The sequence below is a fragment of the Streptomyces sp. Root431 genome, from assembly GCF_001426585.1.
Lineage (GTDB): Bacteria > Actinomycetota > Actinomycetes > Streptomycetales > Streptomycetaceae > Streptomyces > Streptomyces stackebrandtii.
Genome location: NZ_LMEI01000001.1, coordinates 48,086 through 74,167, shown reverse-complemented (window position 1 = coordinate 74,167; position 26,082 = coordinate 48,086). Strand labels below are relative to the sequence as shown.

General features: G+C 73.2%; 24 protein-coding genes and 1 other RNA gene. 19 read left to right on the top strand and 6 right to left on the bottom strand.

The features are described 5' to 3' along the window. The first annotated feature begins 50 nt into the window (after window positions 1–50). Window positions 51–1,493, top strand: coding sequence for an RNB domain-containing ribonuclease (locus ASC82_RS00280; RefSeq protein ID WP_056639700.1), 1,443 nt, complete (start codon window positions 51–53; stop codon window positions 1,491–1,493). Here the strand turns inward: ASC82_RS00280 and ASC82_RS00275 are convergent. Together ASC82_RS00275 and ASC82_RS00270 are read right to left on the bottom strand one after the other, a co-directional pair. Next, window positions 1,438–2,286 carry a hypothetical protein gene (locus ASC82_RS00275; protein WP_056639698.1) on the bottom strand — a complete coding sequence of 283 codons (849 nt, stop codon included), beginning with the start codon at window positions 2,284–2,286 and terminating at the stop codon, window positions 1,438–1,440. The genes ASC82_RS00280 and ASC82_RS00275 overlap by 56 nt on opposite strands. Beyond that, window positions 2,283–3,035 (bottom strand): MerR family transcriptional regulator, encoded by a 753-nt coding sequence (locus ASC82_RS00270; RefSeq protein WP_056639695.1) that lies wholly within the window; start codon window positions 3,033–3,035, stop codon window positions 2,283–2,285. Before ASC82_RS00270 ends, ASC82_RS00275 begins: the two co-directional genes overlap by 4 nt. Window positions 3,036–3,171: 136 nt before the next feature. Between ASC82_RS00270 and ASC82_RS00265 the strand changes: the two genes are divergently transcribed. Both ASC82_RS00265 and rnpB read left to right on the top strand, forming a co-directional pair. Next, window positions 3,172–3,750 carry a Uma2 family endonuclease gene (locus ASC82_RS00265; protein WP_199862442.1) on the top strand — a complete coding sequence of 193 codons (579 nt, stop codon included), beginning with the start codon at window positions 3,172–3,174 and terminating at the stop codon, window positions 3,748–3,750. A gap of 30 nt (window positions 3,751–3,780) precedes the next feature. After that, window positions 3,781–4,179, top strand: an RNA gene (gene rnpB, locus ASC82_RS03825) — RNase P RNA component class A. Between the two features lie 325 nt (window positions 4,180–4,504). Here the strand turns inward: rnpB and ASC82_RS31325 are convergent. Further along, a complete protein-coding gene (locus tag ASC82_RS31325; RefSeq protein WP_277914768.1) occupies window positions 4,505–4,633 on the bottom strand; it encodes a hypothetical protein in 129 nt (42 codons plus the stop codon). Window positions 4,634–4,926: 293 nt separating this feature from the next. Here ASC82_RS31325 and ASC82_RS00255 point away from each other — a divergent pair, with 293 nt between their 5' ends. Genes ASC82_RS00255 through ASC82_RS00245 form a run of 3 tightly spaced genes read left to right on the top strand, consistent with a single transcriptional unit; the run spans window position 4,927 to window position 7,369 of the window. After that, entirely contained in the window at window positions 4,927–5,367 is a 441-nt protein-coding gene (locus ASC82_RS00255) for a hypothetical protein (RefSeq protein ID WP_056639689.1), read from the top strand. A gap of 50 nt (window positions 5,368–5,417) precedes the next feature. Continuing rightward, window positions 5,418–6,860: a hypothetical protein gene (locus ASC82_RS00250; protein ID WP_242427498.1), complete on the top strand. Its 1,443-nt coding sequence runs from the start codon at window positions 5,418–5,420 to the stop codon at window positions 6,858–6,860. Next, window positions 6,857–7,369, top strand: coding sequence for a hypothetical protein (locus ASC82_RS00245; protein WP_056639682.1), 513 nt, complete (start codon window positions 6,857–6,859; stop codon window positions 7,367–7,369). Before ASC82_RS00250 ends, ASC82_RS00245 begins: the two co-directional genes overlap by 4 nt. 196 nt (window positions 7,370–7,565) lie before the next feature. Here ASC82_RS00245 and ASC82_RS00240 read toward each other — a convergent pair whose 3' ends face one another. Beyond that, complete coding sequence (locus ASC82_RS00240) at window positions 7,566–9,677, bottom strand: MMPL family transporter (protein ID WP_056639679.1); 2,112 nt, start codon at window positions 9,675–9,677, stop codon at window positions 7,566–7,568. 219 nt (window positions 9,678–9,896) lie between these two features. Between ASC82_RS00240 and ASC82_RS00235 the strand changes: the two genes are divergently transcribed. From ASC82_RS00235 to ASC82_RS00190, 10 genes are all read left to right on the top strand, one after another. Further along, complete coding sequence (locus tag ASC82_RS00235) at window positions 9,897–11,384, top strand: DHA2 family efflux MFS transporter permease subunit (RefSeq protein WP_079038953.1); 1,488 nt, start codon at window positions 9,897–9,899, stop codon at window positions 11,382–11,384. A 47-nt stretch (window positions 11,385–11,431) separates the two neighbouring features. Next, window positions 11,432–12,538 (top strand): ketoacyl-ACP synthase III family protein, encoded by a 1,107-nt coding sequence (locus tag ASC82_RS00230; protein ID WP_079038952.1) that lies wholly within the window; start codon window positions 11,432–11,434, stop codon window positions 12,536–12,538. A 67-nt stretch (window positions 12,539–12,605) separates the two neighbouring features. Beyond that, window positions 12,606–13,874, top strand: coding sequence for a beta-ketoacyl-[acyl-carrier-protein] synthase family protein (locus ASC82_RS00225; protein WP_056639676.1), 1,269 nt, complete (start codon window positions 12,606–12,608; stop codon window positions 13,872–13,874). After that, complete coding sequence (locus ASC82_RS00220) at window positions 13,871–15,088, top strand: ketosynthase chain-length factor (RefSeq protein ID WP_056639673.1); 1,218 nt, start codon at window positions 13,871–13,873, stop codon at window positions 15,086–15,088. Before ASC82_RS00225 ends, ASC82_RS00220 begins: the two co-directional genes overlap by 4 nt. Beyond that, window positions 15,085–16,200 carry an acyltransferase domain-containing protein gene (locus tag ASC82_RS00215; RefSeq protein ID WP_079038951.1) on the top strand — a complete coding sequence of 372 codons (1,116 nt, stop codon included), beginning with the start codon at window positions 15,085–15,087 and terminating at the stop codon, window positions 16,198–16,200. The genes ASC82_RS00220 and ASC82_RS00215 overlap by 4 nt, the downstream gene beginning before the upstream one ends. Then, complete coding sequence (locus tag ASC82_RS00210; protein WP_024759135.1) at window positions 16,173–16,967, top strand: SDR family NAD(P)-dependent oxidoreductase; 795 nt, start codon at window positions 16,173–16,175, stop codon at window positions 16,965–16,967. Before ASC82_RS00215 ends, ASC82_RS00210 begins: the two co-directional genes overlap by 28 nt. Window positions 16,968–17,125: 158 nt before the next feature. After that, the gene (locus tag ASC82_RS00205) at window positions 17,126–18,091 is read left to right on the top strand and encodes an aromatase/cyclase (RefSeq protein ID WP_185909468.1); all 966 of its coding nucleotides are present in this window, start codon (window positions 17,126–17,128) and stop codon (window positions 18,089–18,091) included. 137 nt (window positions 18,092–18,228) lie between these two features. Continuing rightward, on the top strand, window positions 18,229–19,971 hold the full coding sequence (locus ASC82_RS00200; RefSeq protein WP_056639670.1) for a hypothetical protein: 1,743 nt from the start codon (window positions 18,229–18,231) through the stop codon (window positions 19,969–19,971). Beyond that, on the top strand, window positions 19,968–20,870 hold the full coding sequence (locus tag ASC82_RS00195; protein WP_079038950.1) for a 4'-phosphopantetheinyl transferase superfamily protein: 903 nt from the start codon (window positions 19,968–19,970) through the stop codon (window positions 20,868–20,870). The genes ASC82_RS00200 and ASC82_RS00195 overlap by 4 nt, the downstream gene beginning before the upstream one ends. After that, window positions 20,858–21,121, top strand: coding sequence for an acyl carrier protein (locus tag ASC82_RS00190; protein WP_056639665.1), 264 nt, complete (start codon window positions 20,858–20,860; stop codon window positions 21,119–21,121). The genes ASC82_RS00195 and ASC82_RS00190 overlap by 13 nt, the downstream gene beginning before the upstream one ends. A gap of 166 nt (window positions 21,122–21,287) precedes the next feature. Here ASC82_RS00190 and ASC82_RS00185 read toward each other — a convergent pair whose 3' ends face one another. Further along, a complete protein-coding gene (locus ASC82_RS00185) occupies window positions 21,288–21,752 on the bottom strand; it encodes a nuclear transport factor 2 family protein (RefSeq protein ID WP_107105803.1) in 465 nt (154 codons plus the stop codon). Window positions 21,753–21,988: 236 nt separating this feature from the next. Between ASC82_RS00185 and ASC82_RS00180 the strand changes: the two genes are divergently transcribed. Beyond that, window positions 21,989–22,762, top strand: coding sequence for a cyclase family protein (locus ASC82_RS00180; protein ID WP_056639660.1), 774 nt, complete (start codon window positions 21,989–21,991; stop codon window positions 22,760–22,762). 70 nt (window positions 22,763–22,832) lie between these two features. On the opposite strand, the gene ASC82_RS00175 is transcribed toward ASC82_RS00180, so the two are convergent. Continuing rightward, on the bottom strand, window positions 22,833–23,282 hold the full coding sequence (locus ASC82_RS00175) for a nuclear transport factor 2 family protein (RefSeq protein ID WP_125747809.1): 450 nt from the start codon (window positions 23,280–23,282) through the stop codon (window positions 22,833–22,835). 198 nt (window positions 23,283–23,480) lie between these two features. Here ASC82_RS00175 and ASC82_RS00170 point away from each other — a divergent pair, with 198 nt between their 5' ends. Both ASC82_RS00170 and ASC82_RS00165 read left to right on the top strand, forming a co-directional pair. Then, on the top strand, window positions 23,481–25,043 hold the full coding sequence (locus ASC82_RS00170) for a class I adenylate-forming enzyme family protein (protein ID WP_056639654.1): 1,563 nt from the start codon (window positions 23,481–23,483) through the stop codon (window positions 25,041–25,043). Further along, window positions 25,040–26,065 (top strand): MBL fold metallo-hydrolase, encoded by a 1,026-nt coding sequence (locus ASC82_RS00165; protein WP_056639651.1) that lies wholly within the window; start codon window positions 25,040–25,042, stop codon window positions 26,063–26,065. Before ASC82_RS00170 ends, ASC82_RS00165 begins: the two co-directional genes overlap by 4 nt. Window positions 26,066–26,082: the final 17 nt, after the last annotated feature.

Genomic DNA, 26,082 nt, shown 5'->3' with positions numbered 1-26,082 from the left:
TGTCCAGCCTACAAAGTGCCGCACCCCACCCCTCGCCATACGCTCGGTCCATGCCCCGCCGCCACATCCACGTGACCGGCGCAGCCGAGGCTCCGCTGCGGGCCGCCCTGCGCGCACTCCGTACCGAGCTCGCGATCCCCGATGCCTTCCCGCCCGCCGTCCTCGCCGAGGCCGAAGCCGCGGCGAAGGCCCCCCGGCTCCCCGACCACGACGCCACCGACCTGCCGTTCTTCACGATCGACCCGCCGACCTCCACCGACCTCGACCAGGCCATGCACCTGGCCCGCAGGGCCGACGGCGGCTACCGCGTGCACTACGCCATCGCCGACGTCGCCGCGTTCGTCGCGCCCGGCTCGGCGCTCGACGCCGAGGCCCACCGGCGGGTCCTCACCCTCTACTTCCCCGACGGCAAGGTCCCCCTCCACCCGCCCGTCCTCTCGGAGGGTGCCGCCAGCCTCCTCCCCGGCGAGCCCCGCCCCGCGCTGCTCTGGCGCATCGACCTCGACGCCGAGGGGCGCAGGGTCGCCACCGACGTCCGGCGCGCCCTCGTCCGCAGCCGCGCCAAGCTCGACTACGCGGGCGCGCAGCGGCAGATCGACTCCGGCACGGCCGAGGAACCCCTCGCCCTGCTCCGGGACATCGGACGGCTCCGCGAGGCGCTCGAAGCCGAGCGCGGCGGGATCTCCCTCAGCGTCCCCGAACAGGAGATCGTCGAGAGCGACCACACGTACTCCCTGGCCTACCGGGCGCCACTCCCCGCCGACGGCTGGAACGCCCAGATCTCCCTGCTCACCGGCATGGCCGCCGCCGACCTCATGACCGCCGCCGGCACCGGCATCCTCCGCACCCTGCCCACCGCCCCCGACGGCGCGGTCGCCCGGCTGCGCCGCTCCGCGCGGGCCCTCGGCGTGGACTGGCCGCACCACGTCTCGTACGCGGACGTCGTCCGCTCCGCCGACCCCGCGAACCCGCGCCACGCCGCCTTCCTCCAGGAGTGCACCACCCTCCTGCGCGGCGCCGGGTACACCGTCTTCACCGACGGCCTCATCCCCACCCCGGCCGTGCACGCCGCCGTCGCCGACGAGTACACCCACTGCACCGCGCCGCTGCGCCGGCTCGTCGACCGGTACGCGGGCGAGCTGTGCGTGGCGGCGGTCGCCGGGAACGAACCGCCCGAGTGGGTGCGGGCCGCGCTGCCCGCGCTCCCCGACGAGATGGCGGCGGGCACGCGCCGCGCCAACACCGTCGAGCGCGAGAGCGTCGACATCGTCGAGGCGGCGCTCCTGAGCGAGCGGGTCGGCGAGGTCTTCGACGCGTACGTGATCGACGTGAAGGAACGCGAACCGGCCGTCGGCACCGTCCACCTGGAGGACCCGGCGGTCGTCGCCCGGATCCAGGGCGGCACCTCCCACCTGCCGCTGGGGGAGTGGCTGCGGGTCAGGCTCGCGGAGGCGGACCCGGGGTCGGCGAAGGTGCTGTTCGCGCCCGCGTGAGGGCGTCGGCCAGCGCCTTGGGGTCGTCGGCGTGAACGCGGATGATCCGGACGGCCCGGGGCGCGCCGAGGAGCCGGGGCACGTCGACGGGCTCCGCCAGCTCGACGGTGACGGAGGTCTGGGATCCGACGGCGAGGTTCAGCTCGCCCTCGGTCTTCTCGTGCGAGAACAGCGACTCGCGCCGGACGGACGCGATCCGGTCGAGCGGTACGGACACGTCCACGTGCGCGGCCTGCCGCAGCCGCAGGACGTCGCCGGTGAGGACGTGCGGCCGGGTCACGGAGGCGGCGTGCAGGCCCAGCACGAAGAGCACGGTGTAGACGTCGAGGACGAGGACGATCGCGTGGGCGGCGGGCCAGTCGGCGAGCAGGTACGACATGCCGACCGTCTCGACGAGGCAGACGAACGCGAAGCCGTAGATCAGCGCGGCCTGGTCGCGGGCGTGCGGGAAGACGCCGGTCGCGCCGTCGACGCCGTGCGGCCGCCGCGCGACCCACCGCCCCAGGCTCGACATCAGCCGCAGCTCGTGCCCGACGAGCCGCAGCACGGGCTCGGGCACGAGCTCCGCGACGGCCTCCCGGACGGAGAGCCCGCGCCGCCGCAGCCGGCGGAAGACGAGACCCTCGGCGACGAGGAGCGCCACGACCACGAGCTCGGCGACGGCGAGGACGGCACCGGGGATCTGCACGCCGGCGACGAGACAGACGGCGAGGACGACCTCGACGGGCAGCGCGGTGTACGCGACGAACCGCAGGCCCCGTATGACGGCGGCTTCGCCGGCGCGCCGAGTCATCGCTTCCCCTTCTGCTGCCGCTCCTGGACGAGGCGGAGGGCGAGGCGGACGGCGGCGGACTGGGCGGGGGCGAGGTCGCCGAAGAAGACGTCCGCGAGCCCGTCCGCGCCCTCGGCGGGCGGCTCCCAGCCCGCCTCGTCGGGCAGGGCGTCGGCGAGCACCCGGGCGGCCTCGGCCACGCGGGGGTCGTCGGGAGCCGCCTCGGCGAGGTCGTCGAGCCGCGCGTACACCTCGTGCGCGTACTCCGCCGTCCCGTGGAGCATGCCGATCACCCTGGCCCGCTCCTCCTCCGGGACGACGGTGTCGAGGAGGGCGAGGATCTCGCGGTCCTTCGCCGCCATGGGCGAGTCGGAGGCCGGTCCGAGCCCCGCGAGGAGCTCGCCGAACTCCTCCGACACGGGCCCCTCGGCGGGCAGCAGCCCGTCCCGCGCCCGGTCGAGCAGCGCGGCGAGCCGCTCCCGCCGCTCCCGGATGACCGCCTCCTGCCGGGCGAGGTCCGCCTCCAGCTCCCGGAGCACCTCCACGAGCCCCCGCCCCTCGTCGTCCGCGAGCGCCCCGCGCACCTCGTCGAGCCCGAGCCCCAGCTCGGTCAGCCGCCGGATCCGGGCGAGCAGCACGGCGTCCCGGATCCCGTACTCCCGGTACCCGTTGGCCCGCCGCGGCGGCTCGGGCAGCAGCCCGGACTGGTGGTAGTGCCGCACGGCCCGCGGGGTGACCCCGACGAGGGCGGCGATCTCGCCGATACGCATGGGCCTCAGTAGAAACCCTGACGCTGCGACAAGGTCAAGCACTCGCTCCGGAGCCCGCCCCCGATCATGTGCCACGATCGGGGGAACGACCCCGATCACAGGGACGGCGGGTGCCTCGATGTCCGACGATCACGACATGACTGCCATGCCGCACGAACCGCTCACGCAGGCGGATGTCCTGCTGGAGGGCTTCCTGGCGCTGGAGACGCCGGAGGGCTTCCGCGCGGAGCTGATCGAGGGGGAGATCGTCGTGACACCGCCGCCGGACGGGGACCACGAGAAGTACATCAGCCGGGTTCTGAGGCAGGTGATCAGGCGGTCCGTGGTCGATATGGACGTCTCGGGCAACAAGGGCCTGAAGCCGCCGAGCGCCGTGGAGCGGCCGAGGAACCACGTCATCCCGGACCTTACGTTCGCTCCGGTCGACGCTGACCTGTTCGCGGGCGCCGACTCCTGGATGTCCTGCGCCGGCGTGGCGATGGTGCTGGAAGTCACCTCGGGCCGACCGAACGCCGATCGGGAGGTCAAGCGCCGCTGCTACGCCCGCGGCGGCATCCCGCTCTACCTGCTGGTCGACCGGGACACGTCCACGGTGACGCTCTTCACCGACCCGGAGAGCGGTGACTACCGCGAGCTCCACGCCGTGCCGTTCGGCAAGAGCCTTCCTCTCCCCGAGCCCTTCGGGTTCGACCTGGAGACGGCCGACTTCCTCTGAATCGGCGGGTAGCATGGTCGGCACGGCAGACGAGCCGGGCGGACGGCCGCGTGGAGATCCTCGGATCTTCCCGAGGAACGTCCGGGCTCCACAGAGCAGGGTGGTGGCTAACGGCCACCCGGGGTGACCCGCGGGACAGTGCCACAGAAAACAGACCGCCGGGGACCTCGGTCCTCGGTAAGGGTGAAACGGTGGTGTAAGAGACCACCAGCGCCTGAGGTGACTCAGGCGGCTAGGTAAACCCCACTCGGAGCAAGGTCAAGAGGGGACACCTCGGTGTCCCTGCGCGGATGTTCGAGGGCTGCTCGCCCGAGTCCGCGGGTAGACCGCAGGAGGCCGGCGGCAACGCCGGTCCTAGATGGATGGCCGTCGCCCCGACGACCGCGAGGTCCCGGGGCACAGAACCCGGCGTACAGCCCGACTCGTCTGCCCCCCCACCTGGGGCTTTGCCTCGGAAGGGCCTCTGACCTGCGTCGGAGGCCCTTTCCGGTCTTTCGGGGGCTTGCCGCTTGGGCGGCGGAAAGTCCCTTGGAATTCCCTCGGACAACAGTGCGGCAACTGGGCGCAGCGGGCCGCAACGCTCGTCATCGAGATCCACGGAATCCCCGCGAGCTCGGGCGAGCTTGTGCCATTCGCCGCCCGGCCAATCTGAGCACCACAGCCGGCCGTTGCAGCGGACGTGATCAACGGGATGCTCGCCAACGACCGCTTCGCCGTGCTCGACCTCGTTCTTGTCGGACGTCGGCTTCGCGTCCTACACCCCGATGGTCTTCTGTTGGGCCTCCGTGAACTTGGCTTCGTACACGGAGCTCTCGGTCACTCCGCTGGTGCTGGTGGGCGCCATGGCCACGTGCTCGCAACAGCGGACGCACTGGTTCTCCATGCGATCGAGGGGGCACGCCGCAGGAGTGGCGGAGGTGATCGCCCTGACCAGTCGCCACTCGGCGACGGGAATGACCTTTTGATTGCGGACCAAGCGGCCGTCCAGTGGGGGGCAGATTCGATTTCCACGGACAAGAGCCACTCGGTCCTGACCCCGCGAAACGCACGGTTTCAGGAGCGTGCACCGGCCGCGGCGAGATTCAGCCACTCCAACGCCCTCTGACTCGATCTAACTTTCTGTATGCGGCCCCGTTCCTTAAGTTACTTCAGGGACTACCAGCAGGGGGAGACGTAATGGCCTGGGGCGAATGGGAGCAGATCAAGGCGAACGCGGCAGCCCAGCAGTCCACGCCGATGCGGCTGAACCAGCTCGCGCCGACTGCGGGAGGTGGTGGTGCCGGCAAGCCGGACCTGGCCTCCAGCCCAGCGGCCAAGAAGGCGGCGGCGAAGGCGATCGACGACGACCTGGAGCCGGGGGTCACGAGGGACGGCAAGCACGCGGGCGAGACCACGAATGCCGCGGTCAAGGCGTTCGGGGCACAAGACGGCCACGGCTGGGACACCTCCGGCGCGCTGAAGCGAGCCCACGAGACGTGGGAGAAGCAGGTCAAGATGCTGCTCGGTCGCCTGTCCTCGGAGAAGCAGGCCCTCAGCGCGACCGGCATCAGCGTGCAGAACAACGAACTCGACATCGCCGCCCGGCTGGCCCGCCAGTCGCGGATCCAAGGCATCTGACGGGCCGATCGACCGGCCGCAGGGGAGTCATGCCGACCTATCACGAAGCCATGAGCACCGACCTGTCCACGCTGACCGCCGCCGCGGGCAAGTGGGAGGAGATGGCCGCCAAGTTCAAGACGCTCGAGGACCGGTACGAGAAGGACGTCCACGGCGTCTCGCTCGGCAAGTCGTGGATCGGGCTGAGCGCGAACGCCGCCAACGCCAGGTTCACCGTCACGCTCGAGGAGCTCCAAGGAGCGCAGAAGGAGGCGAAGGCCGTCGCACGCATCCTGCGTGACGCGCACACGCAGCTCGCCGACCTGCGCAACCGGCTCAAGGTGATCCGTGACGCGGCCGTCAAGGCCGGCATGCGCGTCTCCGACCAGGGCACGGTCGCTTTCGACACGGAGCGGCTCACCGAGGACGAGCGCACGGCCTACGTCCATGACCCTGACTTCCAGCAGACCGCCCGTACCCAGGCGAACGAGTGGGCCGAAAAGCTCGTTCAAGCGGTCAAGGCGGTCACCGACGCCGACGACGGCATCCGCGTGGCCCTCGATGGCGTCGTCCTCGACTCCGACCCCATGGACGGCACCTTCAACGGCTTCAACCGGAACCCCCAGGTCAGCCCCTACCCGTCCCTGGAGGAGGCCGGCAAGGCCGCCAACATGCCCAAGGACCGCAAGGACATCCCTGCCTGGTGGCAGAGCCTCGCCCCGGTCACTCGCGGCATCCTGCTCCAGGAACGGGGCGACGAACTGCGAGCGGCGGGAATCATGGATCCGCAGTACCAGTGGCATTCCGCCGACCCCGGCTCCGGCCCCTTCAACGTGGAAGACCCCACGCCGCGCGACGTGGAATTCCACGCCCTGGCCCTCGGCCTCGCCACGGTTGGCGACATCACCGGCGAAACCGGAGCATCCCGAAACATGCTGCACTACCTGCGTGGCACCGGCGAAACCCTCGATGTCGACGTGAACCGCATGCTGCACGACGACGCCAAGTTCCGGTCCGACATCGAAGAGATCCACATCGCGCGAAACCGGGAAGAGTGGCGCAGGAAGGCGCTGGCCGAATTCGAGAAGGCCGGGGGCGACAAACCCGTCACTATTCCGGTGGAGAGCCATCAGTACGGCGGCACGTTCACCAAGGACACCGATTGGTACCACGCCCTGGGGTCGCACCAGCAGACCATCTCGGGCATGGTCACAGTCAGGCCCGGCGAGGGCGGCAAGCCTGACGTGTCACTGGATTACCAGGTCAACGTATGGGATCGATACAACTGGGATAAAGGCAAGCAAACGCCATTCGATGGAGGAATCATCATCAAAGATGATGATATGGGGCACCTGCATACTGTCGGTATCGCCCAGGAGTTCGACATGCGTGGTAGCAGCTCGACGTTCACCCACGACTTGAACGGCGACGCGAGCCCTACGGTGAACCCTGCCGACCCCGGCCGATCGGGCGGCCGCGGGGACGTCTCGCGGGGCGACGAGGAGAACCGGTGAACAGGCGGCGCAAGACGCGCGGAAGCCTCTTGGTCGCGCTGATCTCCGCGCTGGTTCTCACGTCGTGTTCGACCGGGGCTCCCGGCAGCGCTACGCGCGAGAGCGCTTATCCGTACTGGGAGAAGGGTGCCGGCGCCACCGAAGCGGCCGCGTTCATGAAGATTCAGATCCCCGAGGGCGCCGCGGACGTGAAGGGTGCCGTGCAGGTCAACCCGCGCGAAGACGAGTACATCCTCTCCTTCCGTACCGGCAAGGCCACCGCAGCCCAGGTCGCCAAGGACCTGCACTCCGAAGAGCCGCTGGCGCCATGGGGCATCAAGTCGACACAAGAGTCCGAACTCTTCGAGCACCTTGGACTCTCAGAGCCGAAAACACTCAAAGATGCCCTCTGGGCGGGTGTCTGCCCGCCGTGTGTCAAGGACTACCGACGTCGCGACGTCGCGTGGATGGAGATCTACATCGAGAACCTGGACGCCGAGCAAGCCCGGGTGTACCTCCGCGCTTTCTGATTGCGACCGGCCGATGGCTTTTCCGGGCCTGTCCGAGAAAGGCTGAGCGCCGATCTGGTGAGGGGAGCGGCGGAGCCCACCGGTCGCCGCCTCCCGCTTCACGACGTGCGGGCTACTCGCCCCGGTCGGCCCGGGGCGAGTACGTGGCGGTCGGCCGCGTTGCTGGGGCAGGGGCCCTTCTCGTTGCGTGAGGGTGTCAGCTGCCGCTGAGGGCGGGTTCGAGGTCGGGCTTGGGTGCCGGGGGGCGGGGGGTGTCGTGGGACCTGAAGAGCTTGCTGGGCCACCACATCCAGCGGCCCACGTCCAGGGTCAGCGCGGTGACCAGGACCGAGCGGACGATCATGGTGTCGAGCAGGACGCCGAAGGCCACCGCGAAGCCGAGCTCGGCGGCGAAGACCAGGGGCAGTGAGGCCATCGCCGCGAAGGTGCCGGCCAGGACCAGGCCCGCCGAGGTGATGACGCCGCCGGTGGTGGACAGGCCCTCCAGCGCGCCGCGCCGGGTGCCGTGGAGCAGGGCCACTTCGCGTACCCGGGTGACCAGGAAGATGTTGTAGTCGATGCCCAGGGCGACCAGGAACACGAACGTCAGGAGCGGGAACGAGGCTTCCGCGCCGGCGAAGCCGAAGACGTGCTCGAAGACCAGGCTGCTGACGCCGATGGCCGCTCCGAAGGACAGCACCACCGTCGCCATGAGCAGCAGTGGCGCGACGATCGCCCGCAGCAGCAGCGCGAGGATGAGCAGCACCACCACCAGGACGATCGGGATGATCACCTTGGAGTCGCGGGCGGCGGCTTCCTGCGTGTCGAGCATGATCGCCGTGCTGCCGCCGACCTGCGCGTCGGCGCCCTCGATCCCGTGGACCGCGACCCTGGCCCGCTCGACGGTCCGCATCGCCGTCCGGCTGCTGGGGTCGTCCTTGAGCTCCCCGAGCATGAGGGCCTGGCCGTCCTTGATCACCGGCGTCGAGACGCCGACGACTCCCGGTACGCCGGTCAGCGCGGTCCGCACCTGCTCCGCCGCGGCGGCCTCGGCCACGACGAAGACGGGGTCGCCCGACCCGGCGGGGAAGTGCTCGGACTTGATCCGCTCGCCGACGGCCATCTGCGGCGTGCCGGTGAACTGGTCCTTGTTGGACAGGCCGTCGGCCTTGAGCCCGAGCACCCCGATCGCCATGACGGCGAGGACGAGGGTGGTGCCGATCCACACGATCCTCGGCCGGCGGGAGACGGCGGTGCCGACGCGGGTCCAGACGCCCTCCTTGGCCGTCCCGGCCGATCCGTACGACGGCTTCACCGGCCAGAAGATCCAGCGGCCGCAGACGACGAGGAGGGCCGGCATCAGGGTGACCATGGCGAGCAGGCCGACGAGGATGCCGACGGCACAGGCGGGACCGAGGCCCTGGGTGGAGTTGAGCGTGGCCAGCATCAGCAGCATCAGGCTGACCGCGACGGTCGCGGCGCTGGCGATGATCGCGGGGCTGGAGCGGTACAGGGCCTCCGCCATCGCCTCGTGCCGGTCCTCGTGCCGCAGCAGCTCCTCCCGGTACCGCGAGATGAGCAGGAGCGCGTAGTCGGTGGCGGCGCCGAAGACCAGCACGGTCAGGATGAAACTGGTCTGCTTGTTGACGACGAGTCCGGCGTTCCTCGCCAGCAGGTAGATCACCGCCTCCGACGTGACCAGGGCGACGCCCACGGTCAGCAGCGGCAGCAGGGGCAGTACCGGGCTGCGGTAGGTGAGCAGCAGGATCAGGACGACCACCAAGGACGTGATCGTCGTCAGGGCGCCCCCTCCGCTGAACGCCTTGATCGAGTCGGACGCGTAACCGGCCGGTCCGGTGACGTGGACGCCGAGACCCCCGGCGTTCTCCTCACCTACCTCGATCAGCGCGTCGACGGTCTTGCCGATCCCCTCCCAGCCCGTCTTGTCCTTCTGGACCTGGACCACGGTCTGGATCGCCTTGCCGTCCTGGGACGGCACGGGGCCCTGCGGCTGCCCCACGACGTTCTCTATGCCCTTGAAGGCTTCCGCGTCGGCCCGGGCCTCGGCCAGGTCGGCGGGGGTGATGCCCTCCGGCCGGTCGTAGATCACCAGCGCGGGCACGGTGTCGGCGCGCTGGAAATTCTCCGCCCGGGCGACGACCTTCGTCGACTCCGCGTTCCCGGGCAGCCAGGCCGAGTTGTCGTTCTCCTCCACGTCACCGAGCTGGCCGGCCAGCATCAGGACCGGGACCAGCAGCACCGCCCAGAGCGCGAGGACGACCCACTTCCCCACTCTTCCACCGGGCAACGAAGCCATTCTTCGCAACATGTTGATTCCTCAGCTTCCCGACAGTGGTTCCCCGCGCCCTTTGCCCGACGTCCCGACAGTCCGACGACGCAGCCACCGAGAATGTGAGGTGGCATCCCGGGTTTCCCGGTGGATCCGGCCTCCGGGCCGCTTCAGAAGTGCTCCAGCCGTGCGCTATCGCCCGGGGTGACCTTCTTCACGGCAGCAGTCGACGTTGTGAAGAAGGAGAGGGTTCCCACGATGGCCTCCATCGACGTACCGCCCACAGGTTCCGGGGTGACACACGGCCATCCGGGACGGACCGCCGCCGTCGCCGCGGTGGCCGTGTTCATGGTGTCCCTGGACAACCTGGTCGTCACCACCGCGCTCCCCGAGCTCCGGGACAGCCTGAACGCCAGCCTCAGTGCCCTGGAGTGGACGGTCAACTCGTTCACCCTGGTCTTCGCCGTCCTCCTGCTGTCCGCCGCGGTCGTCGCCGACCGGTTCGGACGCAAGCGGCTCTTCACCCTCGGCATCGCCGTCTTCACCGCCGGCTCCGTGATGTCCGCGCTCGCCCCCGGCATGGGGCTGCTCATCGCCGGTCGCGGAGTGCAGGGCATCGGCGCCGCGATCGTCCTGCCGCTCACGCTGACGCTGCTCTCCGCCGCGTACCCGCCGGAGAAGCGCGGAGCCGCGCTCGGCATCTGGGGCGCGGTCGGCGGACTCGCGGTCGCGCTCGGCCCGGTCGTCGGCGGCGTGGTCATCAACTACCTGTCGTGGCAGTGGATTTTCTGGATCAACGTGCCGATCGGCATCGCCCTGCTGGCCCTCGCGCCCAGCTGGCTCGCCGAGAGCCACGGCGAGCGCAAGCCGCTCGACCTGGCCGGCACCGTCCTCGCCAGCGTCGGCATCCTCGGTCTCGTCTTCGGTCTCGTCGAGGGCAACGCCGCCGGCTGGACCAGCCTCCGGGTCCTCGGGAGCTTCGCCGTCGGTGTTATCTCCCTCGTGGTCTTCCTCGTGTGGGAGAGCCGGACCCCGCACCCGATGATGCCGCTCTCGCTCTTCCGCAACCGCGGCTTCAACGCCATCAACGGCGTCTCGCTCCTCATGTACTTCGGGATGTTCGGCTCGATCTTCCTGGTCACCCAGTACGTGCAGACCGTGCAGGGCGCCTCGCCGCTCGGCGCCGGCGTCCGGCTCCTCGCCTGGACCGGCATGACCCTCATCGCCGCGCCCATCGGCGGCGTCCTCTCCGACAAGATCGGCGGCCGGCCGATCGTGATCGCCGGCATGGTGCTCCAGGCCGCGGGCCTCGCGCTCATCGCCGCCACCGTCACCGAGACCTCCGGCTTCCTCACCCTGCTCCCCGCCTTCGTCCTCAACGGCCTCGGCATGGGGCTGTACTTCGGGCCCGCCGCCAACCTGGCGCTCGGCGCGGTACGCCGCGAGGAGGAGGGCATCGCCTCCGGCGTCAACAACACCATCCGGGAGCTCGGCGGCGTCTTCGGAGTGGCCGCGCTCGCCGCGGTCTTCGCCTCCTACGGCGGCTACACCGACGCCCACACCTTCGTGGACGGCATGGTCACCGCCCTCTGGATCGGCGCCGCCGCCGTCGCCGCCGCGGCCGTCTGGTCGCTGTGGCTCGACGGACGCAAGGAGACCGCGACCCCCGGTGGCGTGACCGAGGCCAAGACCCCGGCCGCCGGTACGGAGAGCCCCGTCAAGGAGCCGGTGGGCGCGCGGGGCTGACCGACCGCCCCCGTACACAGCCCGAGCATCCCTGTGGAGGGACCCAGTTGAGGTACGAACGCGACATCTTCATCGCCGGGGTCGGCAGCAGCGTCCCGGCAACCCGCCGGGTGCGCGACGCCGTCGCCGAAGGGCGGATCGACGAGCGCACCGCCCGGCAGATGCGGATGGACAGCGTCGCGGTGTCCGCGTCCGAGCCCGGCCCGGTGCTCGCCGTCACGGCCGGCCGCAGGGCCATGGCCCACGCCGGGCTCGGCCCCGCGGACATCGACCTGCTGCTGCACGCCACCGTGCACTACCAGGGCCACGACCTGTGGCCGCCCGCCTCGTACATCCAGCGCGAGGTCCCCTGCGGCGAAGGCCCCGCCCTGGAAGTGCGGCAGATGTCTAACGGCGGCATGGCCGCCCTCGACCTCGCCGCCGGATACCTCCTCGGCGGCGACGGAAGGTCGGCGGCGCTGCTCACGGCCGGAGACCGGTTCTGCGAACCGGCCTTCGACCGGTGGCGCTCCGACCCGGGCACCCTCTACGGCGACGCCGGGGCCGCGCTCGTGCTCTCCCGGCGCGCCGGGTTCGCCCGGCTGCTCAGCCTCGCCACCGTCGCCGACCCCGAACTCGAAGGCATGCACCGAGGGGACGACCCCTTCGGCGCGGCGCCGTTCGCCCTGCACCCCGTCGTCGACATGGAACGCCACAAGCGGGCCTACGTCGGCGCGGCGGGCATGTCGTTCACCGTCGCCCGCGTCGCCGCAGGACAGCGCGCCGCCCTCAAGCAGGCGCTCGCCGAGGCCGACGTGACCCTGGACCGGATCGACCGCTTCGTCCTGCCGAACCTGGGCTGGCGCCGCCTCGACGCCGCCTTCTTCCAGCCCTTCGGCATCCCCGAGGAGCGCACCGTCTTCGACTGGGGCCGCACCGTGGGCCACCTCGGCGCCGCCGACCAGTTCGCGGCCCTCGCGCACCTCGCCGCCACCGGCGGACTCCGGCCCGGCGAGCTCTGCCTGCTCGCCGGCATCGGGGCCGGATTCACCTGGTCCTGCGCCGTCGTCCGCGTCCTCGACACCCCGCCGGTGCCGCCGGCGGACGTCCCCGCCACCTCGCCCGTACCCGCCGCCCCGCTCATATCCACCCACGTGGAAGGACCACAGTCGTGACCCGAGTCGTACACGTCGGACGAGGAGCCGCCGCCGAGGCGCTCCGCAGCCGAGCGGGGGTGCGCCGGTGACCCGCAGAGTCGTCATCACCGGCATCGGGGCCGTCGCCCCGGGCGGCGTGGGCGTCAAGGCCTACTGGGAGCTGCTGACCGCGGGCCGCTCCGCCACCCGGACCATCACCCACTTCGACGCCTCGCCGTTCCGCTCCCGGCTCGCCGCCGAGGTCGACTTCGACCCGCGGGCCGCCGGGCTCAGCCCCCAGGAGATCCGGCGCCTCGACCGGGCCGCCCAGTTCGCCGTCGTCAGCGCGCGGGAGGCCCTCGCCGACAGCGGCCTCGACCTCTCCGCCCACGACCCCGGCCGCATCGGCTCCACGCTGGGCAACGCGGTCGGCTGCACCACCAGCCTGGAGCGCGAGTACGTCGTCGTCAGCGACGGCGGACGCAAGTGGGAGGTCGACCACGAGTACGCGGTCGCCGACCTCTACCGCCACTTCGTGCCCAGCTCCATGGTGGCCGAACTCGCCTGGCAGGCCGGCGCGGAGGGCCCCTCCGCCGTCGTCTCCACCGGCTGCACCTCCGGCCTCGACGCGCTCGGCCACGCCGCCGAACTCATCCGCGAGGGCAGCGCCGACGTGATGATCGCCGGAGCGACGGAGGCCCCGATCTCCCCGATCACCTCCGCCTGCTTCGACGCCATCCACGCCACCACCCCGCGCAACGACGAGCCGAACGCGGCCTCCCGGCCCTTCGACCTCACCCGCAACGGCCTCGTCCTCGGCGAGGGCGCCGCCGTCCTCGTCCTGGAGGAGCTGGAGAGCGCCCGGCGCAGGAACGCCCACATCTACGCCGAGATCGCCGGCTACGCCTCGCGCTGCAACGCGTACCACATGACCGGACTCAAGCCCGACGGACGGGAGATGGCCGAGGCCATCGACCGTGCCCTCGGCGAGGCCCGGATCTCCCCGGACGCCGTCGACTACGTCAACGCGCACGGCTCCAGCACCAAGATGAACGACCGCCACGAGACCGCCGCCTTCAAGCGGAGCCTCGGCGCCCACGCCTACGACGTGCCCGTCAGCTCCATCAAGTCGATGATCGGGCACTCGCTCGGCGCCATCGGCGCCCTGGAGATCGCGGCCTGCGCGCTCGCCATCGAGCACAACGTGGTCCCGCCCACCGCCAACCTCCACAACCCCGACCCCGACTGCGACCTGGACTACGTGCCGCTGACCGCGCGCGACCACCGCACCGACGTCGTCCTGAGCGTCGGCAGCGGCTTCGGCGGCTTCCAGACCGCGATGGTCCTCGCCGCCCCCGACAGGAGGAACCCGTGACCGCGGTAGTGACCGGCATCGGCGTCACCGCGCCCAACGGCCTGGGCGTCGAGGCCTATTGGAAGGCCGCACTCGACGGGAAGGGCGGCCTCGGGCCCCTCACCCGCTTCGACGCCACGCAGTACCCCACCCGGATCGCGGGCGAGGTCGACGGCTTCGACGCCGCCGAGCACCTGCCCAGCAGGCTGATCCCGCAGACCGACCACATGACGCAGCTCGCCCTGAAGGCCGCCGACGAGGCCCTCGCCGACGCGGCCGTCGACACCGCCGCACTCGACGAGTACGGCATGGGCGTCATCACCGGCGCCTCCGGCGGCGGCGTCGAGTTCGGCCACCGCGAGCTCCAGAACCTGTGGAGCAAGGGCAAGGAGTACGTCTCCGCCTACCAGTCCTTCGCCTGGTTCTACGCCGTCAACACCGGCCAGATATCCATCCGGCACGGGCTGCGCGGCCCCAGCGGCGTCCTCGTCACCGACCAGGCGAGCGGCATCGACGCGCTCGGTCACGCCCGGCGCCAGCTGCGCCGCGGCACCGGCCTCGTCGTCTCCGGCGGCGTCGACGGCGCGCTCTGCCCGTGGGGCTGGGTCGCCCAGATCGCCACCGGCGAGCTGAGCCGCGTCGACGACCCCGAGCGCGCCTACCTGCCGTTCTCCGCCGAGGCGTCCGGCTACGTGCCCGGCGAGGGCGGGGCGCTCCTCGTCGTCGAGGAGGCCGAGGCGGCCCGCGCCCGCGGCGCTCACCAGGTGTACGGGGAGATCGCCGGATACGCGGCCACCCTCGACCCGAAGCCCGGCTCCGGACGGCCGCCCGGCCTGGAGCGGGCGATCCGCGCGGCCCTCTCGGAGGCCGGGGCCGCCCCCGCCGACGTGGACGTCGTGTTCGCCGACGCGTCCGGCGTGCCCGAGCGGGACCGGGCCGAGGCCGAGGCGCTCGTCGCGGTCTTCGGCGCGCGCGGCGTGCCCGTCACCGCGCCGAAGGCCGGCACCGGCCGGCTCTTCGCCGGCGGCGGCTCCCTCGACACGGCGACCGCGCTGCTCGCCCTGCGCGACGGCGTGATCCCGCCGACCCCGTACGTCGACGCCCCCGACGCCTCGTACGGCCTCGACCTGGTCACCGGCCCCGCCCGCGAGGCCCGGCTCCGCACGGCCCTGGTCGTCGCCCGCGGCCACGGCGGCTTCAACAGCGCGGTCGTCCTGCGGGGGAGCGGCCGGTGAACGGGGCGGTTCCGGGCAGCGGCCCCGGCCCCACCCCCGTCATCCTCATGCTGCCGGGGCAGGGCTCCCAGTACCCCGGCATGGCCCACGGCCTCTACGGCACCGAAGGGGTCTTCACCCGGGTCGTCGACGAGGTGCTCGGGCTCCTCGGGGCCGAGGGGCGGCGGGTGCGGGAGGACTGGCTCGCGGAGCGGCCGCTCGTCGACATCGACGACGTCACCCGCGCCCAGCCCCTCCTCTTCGCCCTCGACGTCGCCTACGGCACGCTCCTCGCCTCCTGGGGCGTCCGGCCCGTCGCGCTCGTCGGGCACAGCGCCGGCGAGTACGCGGCCGCCGTCCTCGCCGGGATCATGAACCTGCCCGACGCGGTGGCCGCGCTCGACGCCCGCGTACGGGCGCTCGCCACCGCCCCGCGCGGCGGGATGGCCGCGGTGGCCGCGAGCCCGGCGCTGCTCCAGCCCTGGCTCACCTCGCAGGTCGTCGTCGGCGCCGTCAACGCGCCCTCGCAGGTGATGATCGCCGGACCCGAGCCCCATCTGTCCGCCGTCACCGACGCCCTGGACGCCGGCTCGCTGACCTGGATGCGGGCCAAGGCCACCACCGGTTTCCACAGCCCGTCCGTGGAGGCGGCCTGCGCGAGCACCCGGCCCGCGTACGAGCGGATCGCCTACAAGGCGCCGCGGACCGTGGTCGTCTCCGGGTACACCACGCGCCCGCTGGCCGAACCGCAGCTGAGCGACCCGGGGTTCTGGGCGATGCAGCCGGCCAGGACCGTCCTCTTCGGCCCGGCGCTCAGCCACCTCCTCGACGGCGAAGGGCCCGTCGGCGGCGGCCCGTTCCTCCTCGTCGAGGCGGGCCCCGGGCAGGGGCTCTCCATGCTCGCCCGCCGCCACCCCGCCGTCACCCGGAACGGATCGGCCGTCGTACCCCTCTCCCCGGTGCGGGCGGGAGCGCAGCTCGACATCAAGCAACTGGCCACCGTGGCCGGGAAGTTGCGCGACCACGGGCATCGGCTCGGGCACCGCGCCCCCTCGGACACCGTCACCCCCACCACCCCTTCCACGCGAGAGCGAGAGGACCAGAGATGGACAGCAACAGCGGGCGCCGCGTAGCCCTCATCACCGGCGGCACCAGCGGGATCGGTCTCGCCTGCGCCGAACTCCTCGCCGAGCAGGGGCACGCGGTCTTCGTCTGCTCCCGCAACGAGGACGACGTCCGCGCCGTCGTCGACAAGCTGCGGAGCGCCGGCCACGAGGCCGACGGCGTCCGCGCCGACGTCACCTCCAAGCAGGACGCCAAGGACGTGGTCCGGGCCGCCGTCGACCGCTTCGGCCCCCTGCACGTCCTCGTCAACAACGCGGGCCGCGGCGGCGGCGGCATCACCGCCGAGCTCTCCGACGAGCTGTGGGAGGACGTCATCGAGACCAATCTCAACGCCGTCTTCCGCCTGACCCGCGAGGCGCTCACCACCGGCGGCATGCTGGAGCGCAAGGCCGGCCGGATCATCAGCATCGCCTCCACCGGCGGCAAGCAGGGCGTCGTCCTCGCCGCCCCGTACTCCGCCTCCAAGCACGGCGTCGTCGGCTTCTCCAAGGCCCTCGGCCTGGAGCTGGCCCAGGCCCGTGCCGGCATCACCGTCAACGCGGTCTGCCCCGGTTACGTCGAGACGCCCATGGCGGGCCGGGTGCGCCAGGGGTACGCCGATCACTGGGGCACCACGGAGGAGCAGGTCCTGGAGAAGTTCCAGGCCAAGATCCCGCTCGGCCGCTACTCCACCCCGGAGGAGGTCGCGGGCCTCGTCGGATACCTCGCCTCCGACACCGCCGCGTCGATCACCGCGCAGGCCCTCAACGTCTGCGGCGGCCTGGGCAACTACTGACCCGCACGCGGCCGACGACCGTCCGCGACCGTCCGCCGACGACCGTCCGCGTGCGTTCGCGGAGTCCCGGCCGTCCACACCCCCTCTCTCGGCACCCCCCTCTCGGCGCCGCCCCTCCCGGCGGTGGCGCCGGCCTCGCCCCCGGAAGGAAGACCGCCTTGACCACCACCGCCCCGACCATCCACGTCACCCGGCACGAGACCGTCGTCGCAGCCCCGCCCGAGGAGGTCTTCGCCCTGGTCGCGGACGTGACCCGGTGGCCCCAGGTCTTCGGGCCCACCGTGTACGCCGAGGTGACCCAGGACGACGGCACCGAGCAGGCCCTGCGCATCTGGGCCTTCGCCAACGGAGAGGTCCGCTCCTGGGCCTCGCAGCGCACCCTGGACCGGACCGCGCGGACGATCGTCTTCCGCCAGGTCGTCTCCTCGGCGCCGGTGGCCGCGATGGGCGGCGAATGGCAGGTCGAGGCCGACCCGGCCGGCGGCTGCCGCGTGGTCCTGCTGCACGACTACGCCGTCGTCGACGACGACCCCGAGGCCGCCGAGTGGGTGGCCAGGGCCGTCGAGACCAACAGCGTGAAGGAGCTGGCCGCCCTGCGGGACACCGCCGAGCAGGCCGCCGCGGGCGGCGAGGGCGAGGAGCTGACGTTCACCTTCAGCGACAGCGAGCGGATCCAGGGCTCCGCCCGTGACGTGTACGCGTTCCTCGACCGCGCCGACCAGTGGCCCGCCCGGCTGCCGCACGTCGCCGCCACCCGCTTCACCGAGGAGGAGGGCGGCATCCAGGTCCTCGACATGGACACCCGCAGCCCCGACGGCTCCCTCCACAACACCCGCTCCGTCCGCGTGAGCTTCCCCGAGCGGGGCCTGCTCGTCTACAAGCAGCTGAAGGTGCCGCCGGTCATGGCCGGCCACACCGGGCGCTGGACCATCGTCCAGCACGGCGACGAGGTCACGGCCACCTCCTGGCACACCGTGACCCTGGACCCGGCCGGCGTGCGGCAGGCCCTCGGCGAGAGCGCGACGCTCGCCGAGGCCCGGTCCCTCGTGCGCCACGCCCTCGGCACGAACAGCTCCACCACGCTTCGGCACGCCAAGGCGTACGCCGAGGCCGCCCGGGCGTGACCCCCTGGGCCCGGGGCGCGCGGGCCGAGGGTCCGGCCGGGGCGTCGGCCGAGGCATCGGGCAGCGCGCCGGTCGGGGTTTCGGACGGCGTTGCGGCCGGTGTGCCGGCCAGCGTTTCGGACCGCGTTCCGGCCGGTGTGCCGGTCGGAGTTCCCGTCGGTGCGCGGATCGACGCCGTCGAGGCCGCGCTCGGTGATCCGCGCGACCCGGCCAACCCGGTCGGCTGGGCCGCGGTGCTCGCCGCCGACGAGCAGCGCGTCCTGCCCCCCGCGGGCGTCGCGCTCTACGACCGCCTCGGTCTGAACGCCGAGTTCGTGCCGGCCTCCCTCGGAGGCCGGCTGTGCGGCACCGACGAACTCGGGCCCGTCCTGCGGGCCCTGTTCCGCCGCGACGCCGCACTGGGCGTCGGCAGCGCGCTCACCTCCTTCATGGCCGCCACCGCGGTCTGGGCCTTCGGCGACGACACCCAGCGGGCCAGGACCGCCGAGGTCCTGCTCGCCGGGGGCCGCGCCACCATCGCGTACCACCGGTTCGCCCACGGCAACGAGTTCGTCAGCGACGAACTGCGCGCCCGGCGCACCCCGGACGGCTTCCTCCTCGACGGCCGCAAGCGAGCGGTCCACAACGCGCAGGACGCCCGCCTCGTCGTGGCCTTCGCCAGGACGGGCGAGGGCGACGAGGGATATGAGGGCGACGAAGCCGAGGAGAGCGGCGGCGGGCATTCGCTCTTCCTGCTCGACCGGGCCGCGCTCACCGGCCCCCGGGTGCGCCGCGGCGAGACCCGCCGGGCCGCCGGGATGCGCGGACTGCGCGTCGGCAGCCTGGAGTTCACCGAGCGCCCGCTGCCCCGCACCGCGCTGCTCGGCAGCTGGGGCGACGGCGTGCGCCACAGCCTCTCCGTCTTCCCGCTCATCCACGCGGCCGTCCCGTCCATGGTCATCGGGGTCTCCGACACCGCCCTGCGCACCGCCGCCCTCTACGCGACGGAGCAGCGGCCATTCAGCCGCCCGCTGCCCCAGGTCTCGTACGCGCGGACCGCCGTCGCGGGTGCCTTCGCCGACCTCCTGCTCGCCGACGCCCTCGCCCGTACGGCCGCCCGGGCCCTGCACCTGCTGCCCGGCGGCTCCCCGGTCCTGGCCGCCGCCGCCAAGTACCTGGTCCCGGCGGGCGTCGAGGAGAACCTCAACGCGCTCTCCGTCATCCTGGGCGGCGCCTTCCACGCGCGGGACGGCGCCTACGCCATCCTCCAGAAGCACGTACGGGACTTCCCCACGGTCACTTTCGGCCATGTCGGCAACGTTGTCTGCCAGACCGTCATGGCCCAGCACCTGGGCTGGATCGGCAGCGGCCGCTGGACCGGCGAAGCGCCCCCGCCCGCCGTCCTCTTCCGCCCGGGACCCGTGCTGCCGCCCCTGGACCCCGCCGTGTTCACCGCGGCCGACGGCCGGGACGGGCTCTGCGTCCTCCTCGCCGAGGCGCCGGGCGAACTCCGGCTCGCGGGCGCCGATCCCGTCCTCCGGACGCTGCGGGCCCAGCTCGGGCTGCTCGCCGCCGAGACCGTCCGCCTTCAGGAGGCCTGCGACGGACTCGGGAGGTTCGGGGCGGGGCCGTACCCGTCCCGGGTGTTCCCGCTGACCGACCGGTACGCCCTGCTGCTCGCCGCCGCCGCGGGCTTCGGCGTCTGGCGGGAGAGCCCCCCGGACGCCCGCGCCGCCGACCCCGGCTGGCTCGCCGTGGCCCTGCACCGGATCCTGCGCCGGCTCGGCAGGGCCGCCCCGCCGCTCCCGCCCGGGGTCGAGGCCGCCCTCTGCGAGGAGGTCCTGCGCCGGGCCGCCGAGGCCCGCAGCTACGACCTGGACGACCGGGTGCTCGCGGGATGAGCCCGGCACCGGAAGGCCGGGCGCCCGTACCCCGGCACGTACCGGGGCCGCGCGGGCCGTGGGCGCCGGTCGCCCGTGACCTGGAGCGCCGCGGAACCGCCGTCGTGTGGTCCCGGGTGGCGCCGTGGCACCCCGACCTGACCGCCCCCGCGCGGCTCCGGGCGCTGCTCGGCGACGACCGGGCGCGGTACGAGGCCCGGCACGGGGCCGACGCCGAGCGGTTCGCGGCCGGCCGGCTGCTGCTCAAGTACGCGGCGGCGCGGGCCCTGCGGACGGAGCCGGACGGCATCGAGCTGGCCTACGGACTCACCGGCCGCCCCCTCGTCCGCGGCAGGCCCGGGGTCGCGCTGAGCCTCAGCCACACCGGGGACCTGCTGTGCGTCGCGGTCACCGTCGTCGGCTGCGTCGGCGTCGACGTGGAGGACGCGGGCCGGCGGCTGTACGACACGGGCCTGGAGCCCCGGATGTGCGCGCCGTACGAACGCGCCGCGCTCGCCCGGCTGCCGGAGGGCGAGCGCGACGCCCGGTTGCTGCGGCTCTGGGTGCTCAAGGAGGCGTACACCAAGGCCCTGGCCCAGGGTCGGCTGCTCCCCTTCACGACGTTCGGCTTCCGGCCGGACGGGCCCGGGGGAGGGGCCGCGCTGCTCCGGGACGACGGGACGGCCGTGGCCGACCCGGCCTGGCGGTTCACGACGCTGCCGCTGGCCGGCACCCACCTCGTCGGTCTCGCGGTGCGCGACACCCGGCAAGTGAGGGAGGGCCAGAGGGATGTGGAGTGTTCAGATCCGCTCGATCGGTCGTCGAGGAAGACGGCCGAGAATCTCCTTGTAAGTGATTCAAAAGACTCAAGTGGCTCAACAGAGCTTGTAGGGAAGGGACTTCCACCATGGCCCGGCTGACGCTTGACACCCTGTTGCAGATCCTCCGCGAGAGCGCGGGCGAGGAGGAGGGCGTGGACCTGGGGGGCGACATCCTCGACACCCCCTTCGTGGAGCTCGGATACGACTCGCTGGCCCTGCTCCAGGCGACCGGCCGGATCGAGCGCGACCTCGGGGTGTCCCTGCCCGACGACGTCGTGGCGGAGGCCGAGACGCCGGCGCTCCTCCTCGAACTGGTCAACGGCGCGGACGCCGTGGCGGTCGCCGCCTGAACGGGCCCGACCACCGGAAGGTGGCCGGGCCCCGCCCCTTTCGCCGTGTACTCGCGCGGGCACGGCCGGGCATGACCGCATGAATGACCGCATGACCGTGCCCCGGTCACGGGGGATGAGACCGGGGCACGGAGTCGGGCGGGTGGTGAGGGTGATGCGGTCCGCGTCAGAGCGCGGCGGTCGGCGGCAGGTCGTCGCGGTCGACGTGCCGGCTGAGGATGCGCAGCGCGCCCTCCTCGCGGTTCAGGACGTCCGTGACGAGGGTGCTGGCCAGCAGGGTGGGACCGTCCTCGCGGGGCGTCGAGACCACGAGGACGTACGAGCGGGTGAGCACGGTGCCGTCCTCGCGCGGCTCGACGGTCAGCTGGCTCAGCAGGTGACGGTGCTGCACGCCCTCCGCCGTACGGGCGGCGAACATCGCGGTGACGGCGGGCAGGATGACGGCGCGCGAGACCACCGGCTCGGGGCGGGCGTTGGAGCTGAAGGAGCCGTTCACGGCGAAGCCCTCGGCCCAGGCGACCGCGTCGCCCCCGTCCCCGGCCTGGAAGTGCCGGGCGTAGAACTCCTCGACCTCGTGGCGGAGTTCGGTCTGCGCTCCGGTGGCGGGGGCGTCGGACTGGACGGTCGGCATGGTGTTCCCTCCGGTGGTGGGGCGGTCGGCGGACGCGGTGGCCCGCGCCGCCGCCACCACGGTCGCCGGGGCGGCTCGAAGAGGGCTCGGCCGGTGCTGAAGAGCGGCCGGTTCACAGTCTCTCCAGGGGCGTACGAGGAGGGCCGCCGACGATGGCCGCCACCGCGCCAGTCCCGACCGCGGCTTCCGCCCGAGTCCCGACCGCGGCCACCCGCCCACTGCCAAGGAGCACGCCCATGCCTCTGATCGACCTCTCCTCGCCGGTGGACGGCGACTTCTGGGAGCCGGACACCGTCACCCACACGATCATGTCCGCCGAGGAGGGCGCCCGGCACATGGCCGAGGGCATGAAGCGGGTGTTCGGCGTCGACTTCGACACCTCCGTGCTCCCCGACGGGGAGTTCCTCACCAACGACTTCCTCACCCTCACCGCGCACACCGGCACCCACGTGGACGCCCCCGCCCACTACGGCTCGCGCGGCACGTACGGCGTGCCCCGGACCATCGACCAGATGCCGCTCGACTGGTTCCACCGCCCGGCCTTCGTCCTCGACCTGCGGGACGCGGGCACCGGCACGGTCGGCGCCGACCGGCTGCGGAAGGCGGTGGCCGACATCGGGTACGAGCCGCAGCCGCTGGACATCGTGCTGCTCGACACCGGCGCCGCCGCGCGCGTCGGCACCCAGAGCTACTTCACCGACTTCACCGGGCTCGACGGCTCGGCCGTGCGCTACCTGCTCGACCTCGGGATCCGGGTGATCGGCACCGACGCCTTCAGCCTGGACGCCCCCTTCGGGCACATCATCAAGACGTTCCAGGAGACCGGCGACCGCGACGTGCTGTGGCCCGCGCACTTCGCCGGCCGGGAGGTCGAGTACTGCCAGATCGAGCGGCTCGCCGGCCTGGAGGCCCTGCCGCGTCCGTTCGGCTTCACCGTCACCTGCTTCCCCGTCAAGATCGCGCGGGCCGGGGCGGGCTGGACCCGGGCGGTGGCACACGTCCCCGAGTGAGCGACGGCGCGGGACGCGGAAGCGGGGCGCAACCCTCGGGAAGGGTTCCGCCCCGCTTCCGTGTCCGCTCTCAGGCCGCGACGTCCCCCAGCGGCGGGAGGTCGTCGCGCAGCACGTCACGGCGGCGCACCCGCCACCCGCCGTCCACCGCGACGACCTCGTCCTCCATGACCGTGCTCAGGTACGCCTGCGGGGCGCCCTCCCGGGCCGTCTCCACCAGGAGCACGTACGCGCGGGTGGCGAGCGCGCCGTCCGCCAGCTCGGTCACGGCCAGGGAGGACAGCAGGTGGCGCCGTACGACCCCGTCGGCGCGGCGCGCGTCGCCCAGCCTGCGGGTCGCCGCGCGGATCTTCTCCCGGCCCTGGACCGGTCCGGGCAGCGCGTTGCTGCGGAAGACGGTGTCCTCGGTGAACGTGTCCGCGTACGCGTCGACGTCGTCGCCGTCGGCGGCGTGCATCTGGCGGGCGTAGAAGTCCAGGAGGGACTGGCGGCGGGCGGCGGCGGTGAGGGACACGGGCACGGAGGCTCCTCGGTCGGGGCGCGGGCGCGGGATGCGCGCGGGACATGCCGGGCACGGGATGCGCCGGATGCGCGGGGCGTGGGGACGCAGGCTGGCCCCGGCGGCTCGGCGGGCGCTCGGGCGGGCCTTGTTCACCACCGCTCGACGTCCGCTCGAGTTCGGCTGGAGAGGCTGTCCGGAAGACCTGCCGGAGAAGGGATGGGAAACATCGTGGTCGCACAGCGTCTTGAGCCCTCGGAGGAGGCGCCGGTCCTGCTGGGCGCGCTGCCCCGCGAGGCCGCACGCCGGTCCGGCCGGCACCTCGCCGTGGAAGCCGCCGGCACCGCCCTGACGTACGAGGAGCTCGACGCGCGGGTCGACGCGATCGCCGCCCTGCTCGCCGGGCTGCTCGGCACCGGGCGGCGCGAGGTCGTCGCGGTCTCCTCGGTCCTCGGAGCCGACTTCCCCGCCGTCTACTACGCGGTGGCCCGCGCCGGTCACATCGTCGCGCCCGTCAACCCCTTCCTCCCGCCGCCCGTCTGGCAGGGACTGCTCGGCTCCGTCGGGGCCGCGGCCGTGGTGCTCGCGGCGGACGTGCGGGCCAAGGTCGGCCCCGCCCTGGCGGCCGTGCCGTCGCTGCGGGCCGTGGTGACCTTCGAGGAGCTGCCCCACGCCACGGAGGACGCGTACGAGAGCGTCCCGGCCGGTCCCGACGACATCGCCGCGATCATGTTCACCAGCGGCAGCACCGGCCGCCCCAAGGGCGTCGCCCTGACCCACCGCAACCTCCTCACCGGCGCCCGGCAGATCGGCGCGGCGCACGGCGTCGGCGCGGACGCCGTCGTGCTCAACGCGCTGCCGCTCTACCACCCGATGCACCTCAACGCCGCCGTCACGGCCGGAGCCACGCAGCTCCTGGCGGCGGGCCCGGACCCGCTCGGCGCGGTCCGGCTGGCCCGGGAACGGCGCGCCACCCACTTCTACGCCCTGCCGTTCCAGCTGGCCGGGCTCGCCGAACACCCCGAGCCGGAGGCCCTCGCCCTGCCGGACGTCCGGCTCGTCGGCACGGGCGGGCTCCCGCTGCCGCCCGCCACGGCCGACCGGCTGACCGCGTCCTTCGGCGCGCCCCTCGTCCAGGGCTACGGGCTGACGGAGACGGCGGGTCTCGCCCACTCCGCCGGGGCCGCCGGCGCACCCGAGGGGTCGGTCGGCCCCGCCCTGCCGGAGGCCGCGACCCGGATCGTCGACCTGACGACCCGGGAGCCGGTGACGGACGGCGGGCTCGGCGAGATCGAGATCACCGGCCCGCACGTCGCCCTCGGCTACGTCTCGCCGGACGGCGAGGGCGGGCTCGCGGTGCGGCCGGCCGCCGGGCCGGACGGCTGGTTCGCCACGGGCGACGCGGGCCGGCTCTCGCCCGAGGGCGACCTGTACGTCCTCGACCGGGTCGTCGACCTCTACCACCACGCGGGCGCGCTCGTCTCGCCCGGCCGGGTGGAGCGCCGCCTCGCGGCGCATCCCGCCGTCCGGGAGTGCGCGGTGCTCGGCCTCCCCGCGCCGGGCACCGACGGCCCACTCCTGACCACCGCGTTCGTGGCGGTCCGGGACGGGGCCGAGGACACGTGGGAGGAGCGGCTCACCGCCGAGGGAGGACCCGAGGCCGAGCGGGTGCACCGCGTGGTCCCCGTCGGCGCCCTGCCGCGGCTGCCCAACGGCAAGCTGGACAAGGCCGCCCTGCGCGAGCTCGGTGCCCGGACCGCCGAGGCGGCGGTCTCCGCATGACCGGCGCCCGGCCGGCCGGCCCGGACGCGGACCCGGGCGCCGGCCCCGAGGTCGTACGGCGGCCGGTCGGGGCGCGGTGCGACCGGCCCGACGGGTACCGGCACCGGCTCGCCGATCCGCTGCCGAGCCCCCGGGACATGCTGGCCGCGGTCGTCGCGGGGAAGCTCCGGCCGGCCGACCGGTCGCAGGCCGCGCTCATCCCCGTACGCCCGGAGGCGGAGCGGAGCGGCGGGTTCGGCTCCGACGGGGACGGGACGTCGGCCACGTGGGTGGGGCACGCCACCTACGTCGTACGGATCGGCGGGCTCACCGTGCTCACCGACCCCGTGTGGTCCTCGGCCATCCTCGGCGCGGGCAGCAGGCTCACCCCGCCGGGCGTGGAGTGGGACGCGGTCGGGCCGGTCGACGCCGTCGTGATCAGCCACAGCCACTACGACCACCTCGACGCCGCCACGATCGGCCGACTGCCGCGGACGACACCGGTGTTCGTGCCCGCCGGGCTGGGCCAGTGGTTCAGGAAGCGCGGGTTCGGCGAGGTCACCGAGCTGGACTGGTGGGAGGAGGCGGAGCTCGGCGCCGTCCGCTTCGGCTGCGTCCCGGCCCGCCACTGGAGCCGTCGCGGCCCCTTCGACCTGTGCCGCACGCTCTGGTCGGGGTGGGTGCTTTCCGGTCCCGGGCACCGGGTGTACTTCGCCGGGGACACGGCGTACGGACCGCACTTCGGGCAGATCGGGGAGGCCTTCCCCGGCATCGACCTGGCGCTGATGCCGATCGGCGCGTACGAGCCGCGCGCGCTGCTCTCCCACGCGCACGTCAGCCCGGAGGAGGCCGTCCGCGGCTGCCTCGACGCGGGCGCCGCCAGGATGGCGACGATGCACTGGGGCACGTTCGCGCTGTCGGGCGAGCCGCTGCTCGACCCGCTCGAACGGGCTCGCGCCGCCTGGCGGGAGACGGGCCGCGACCCGGCGGACCTGTGGCCGCTGGCGGTCGGTGAGGGGCGGTCGCTGCCGACGGACAAGTGAGGCTGATCGTGCGCGCC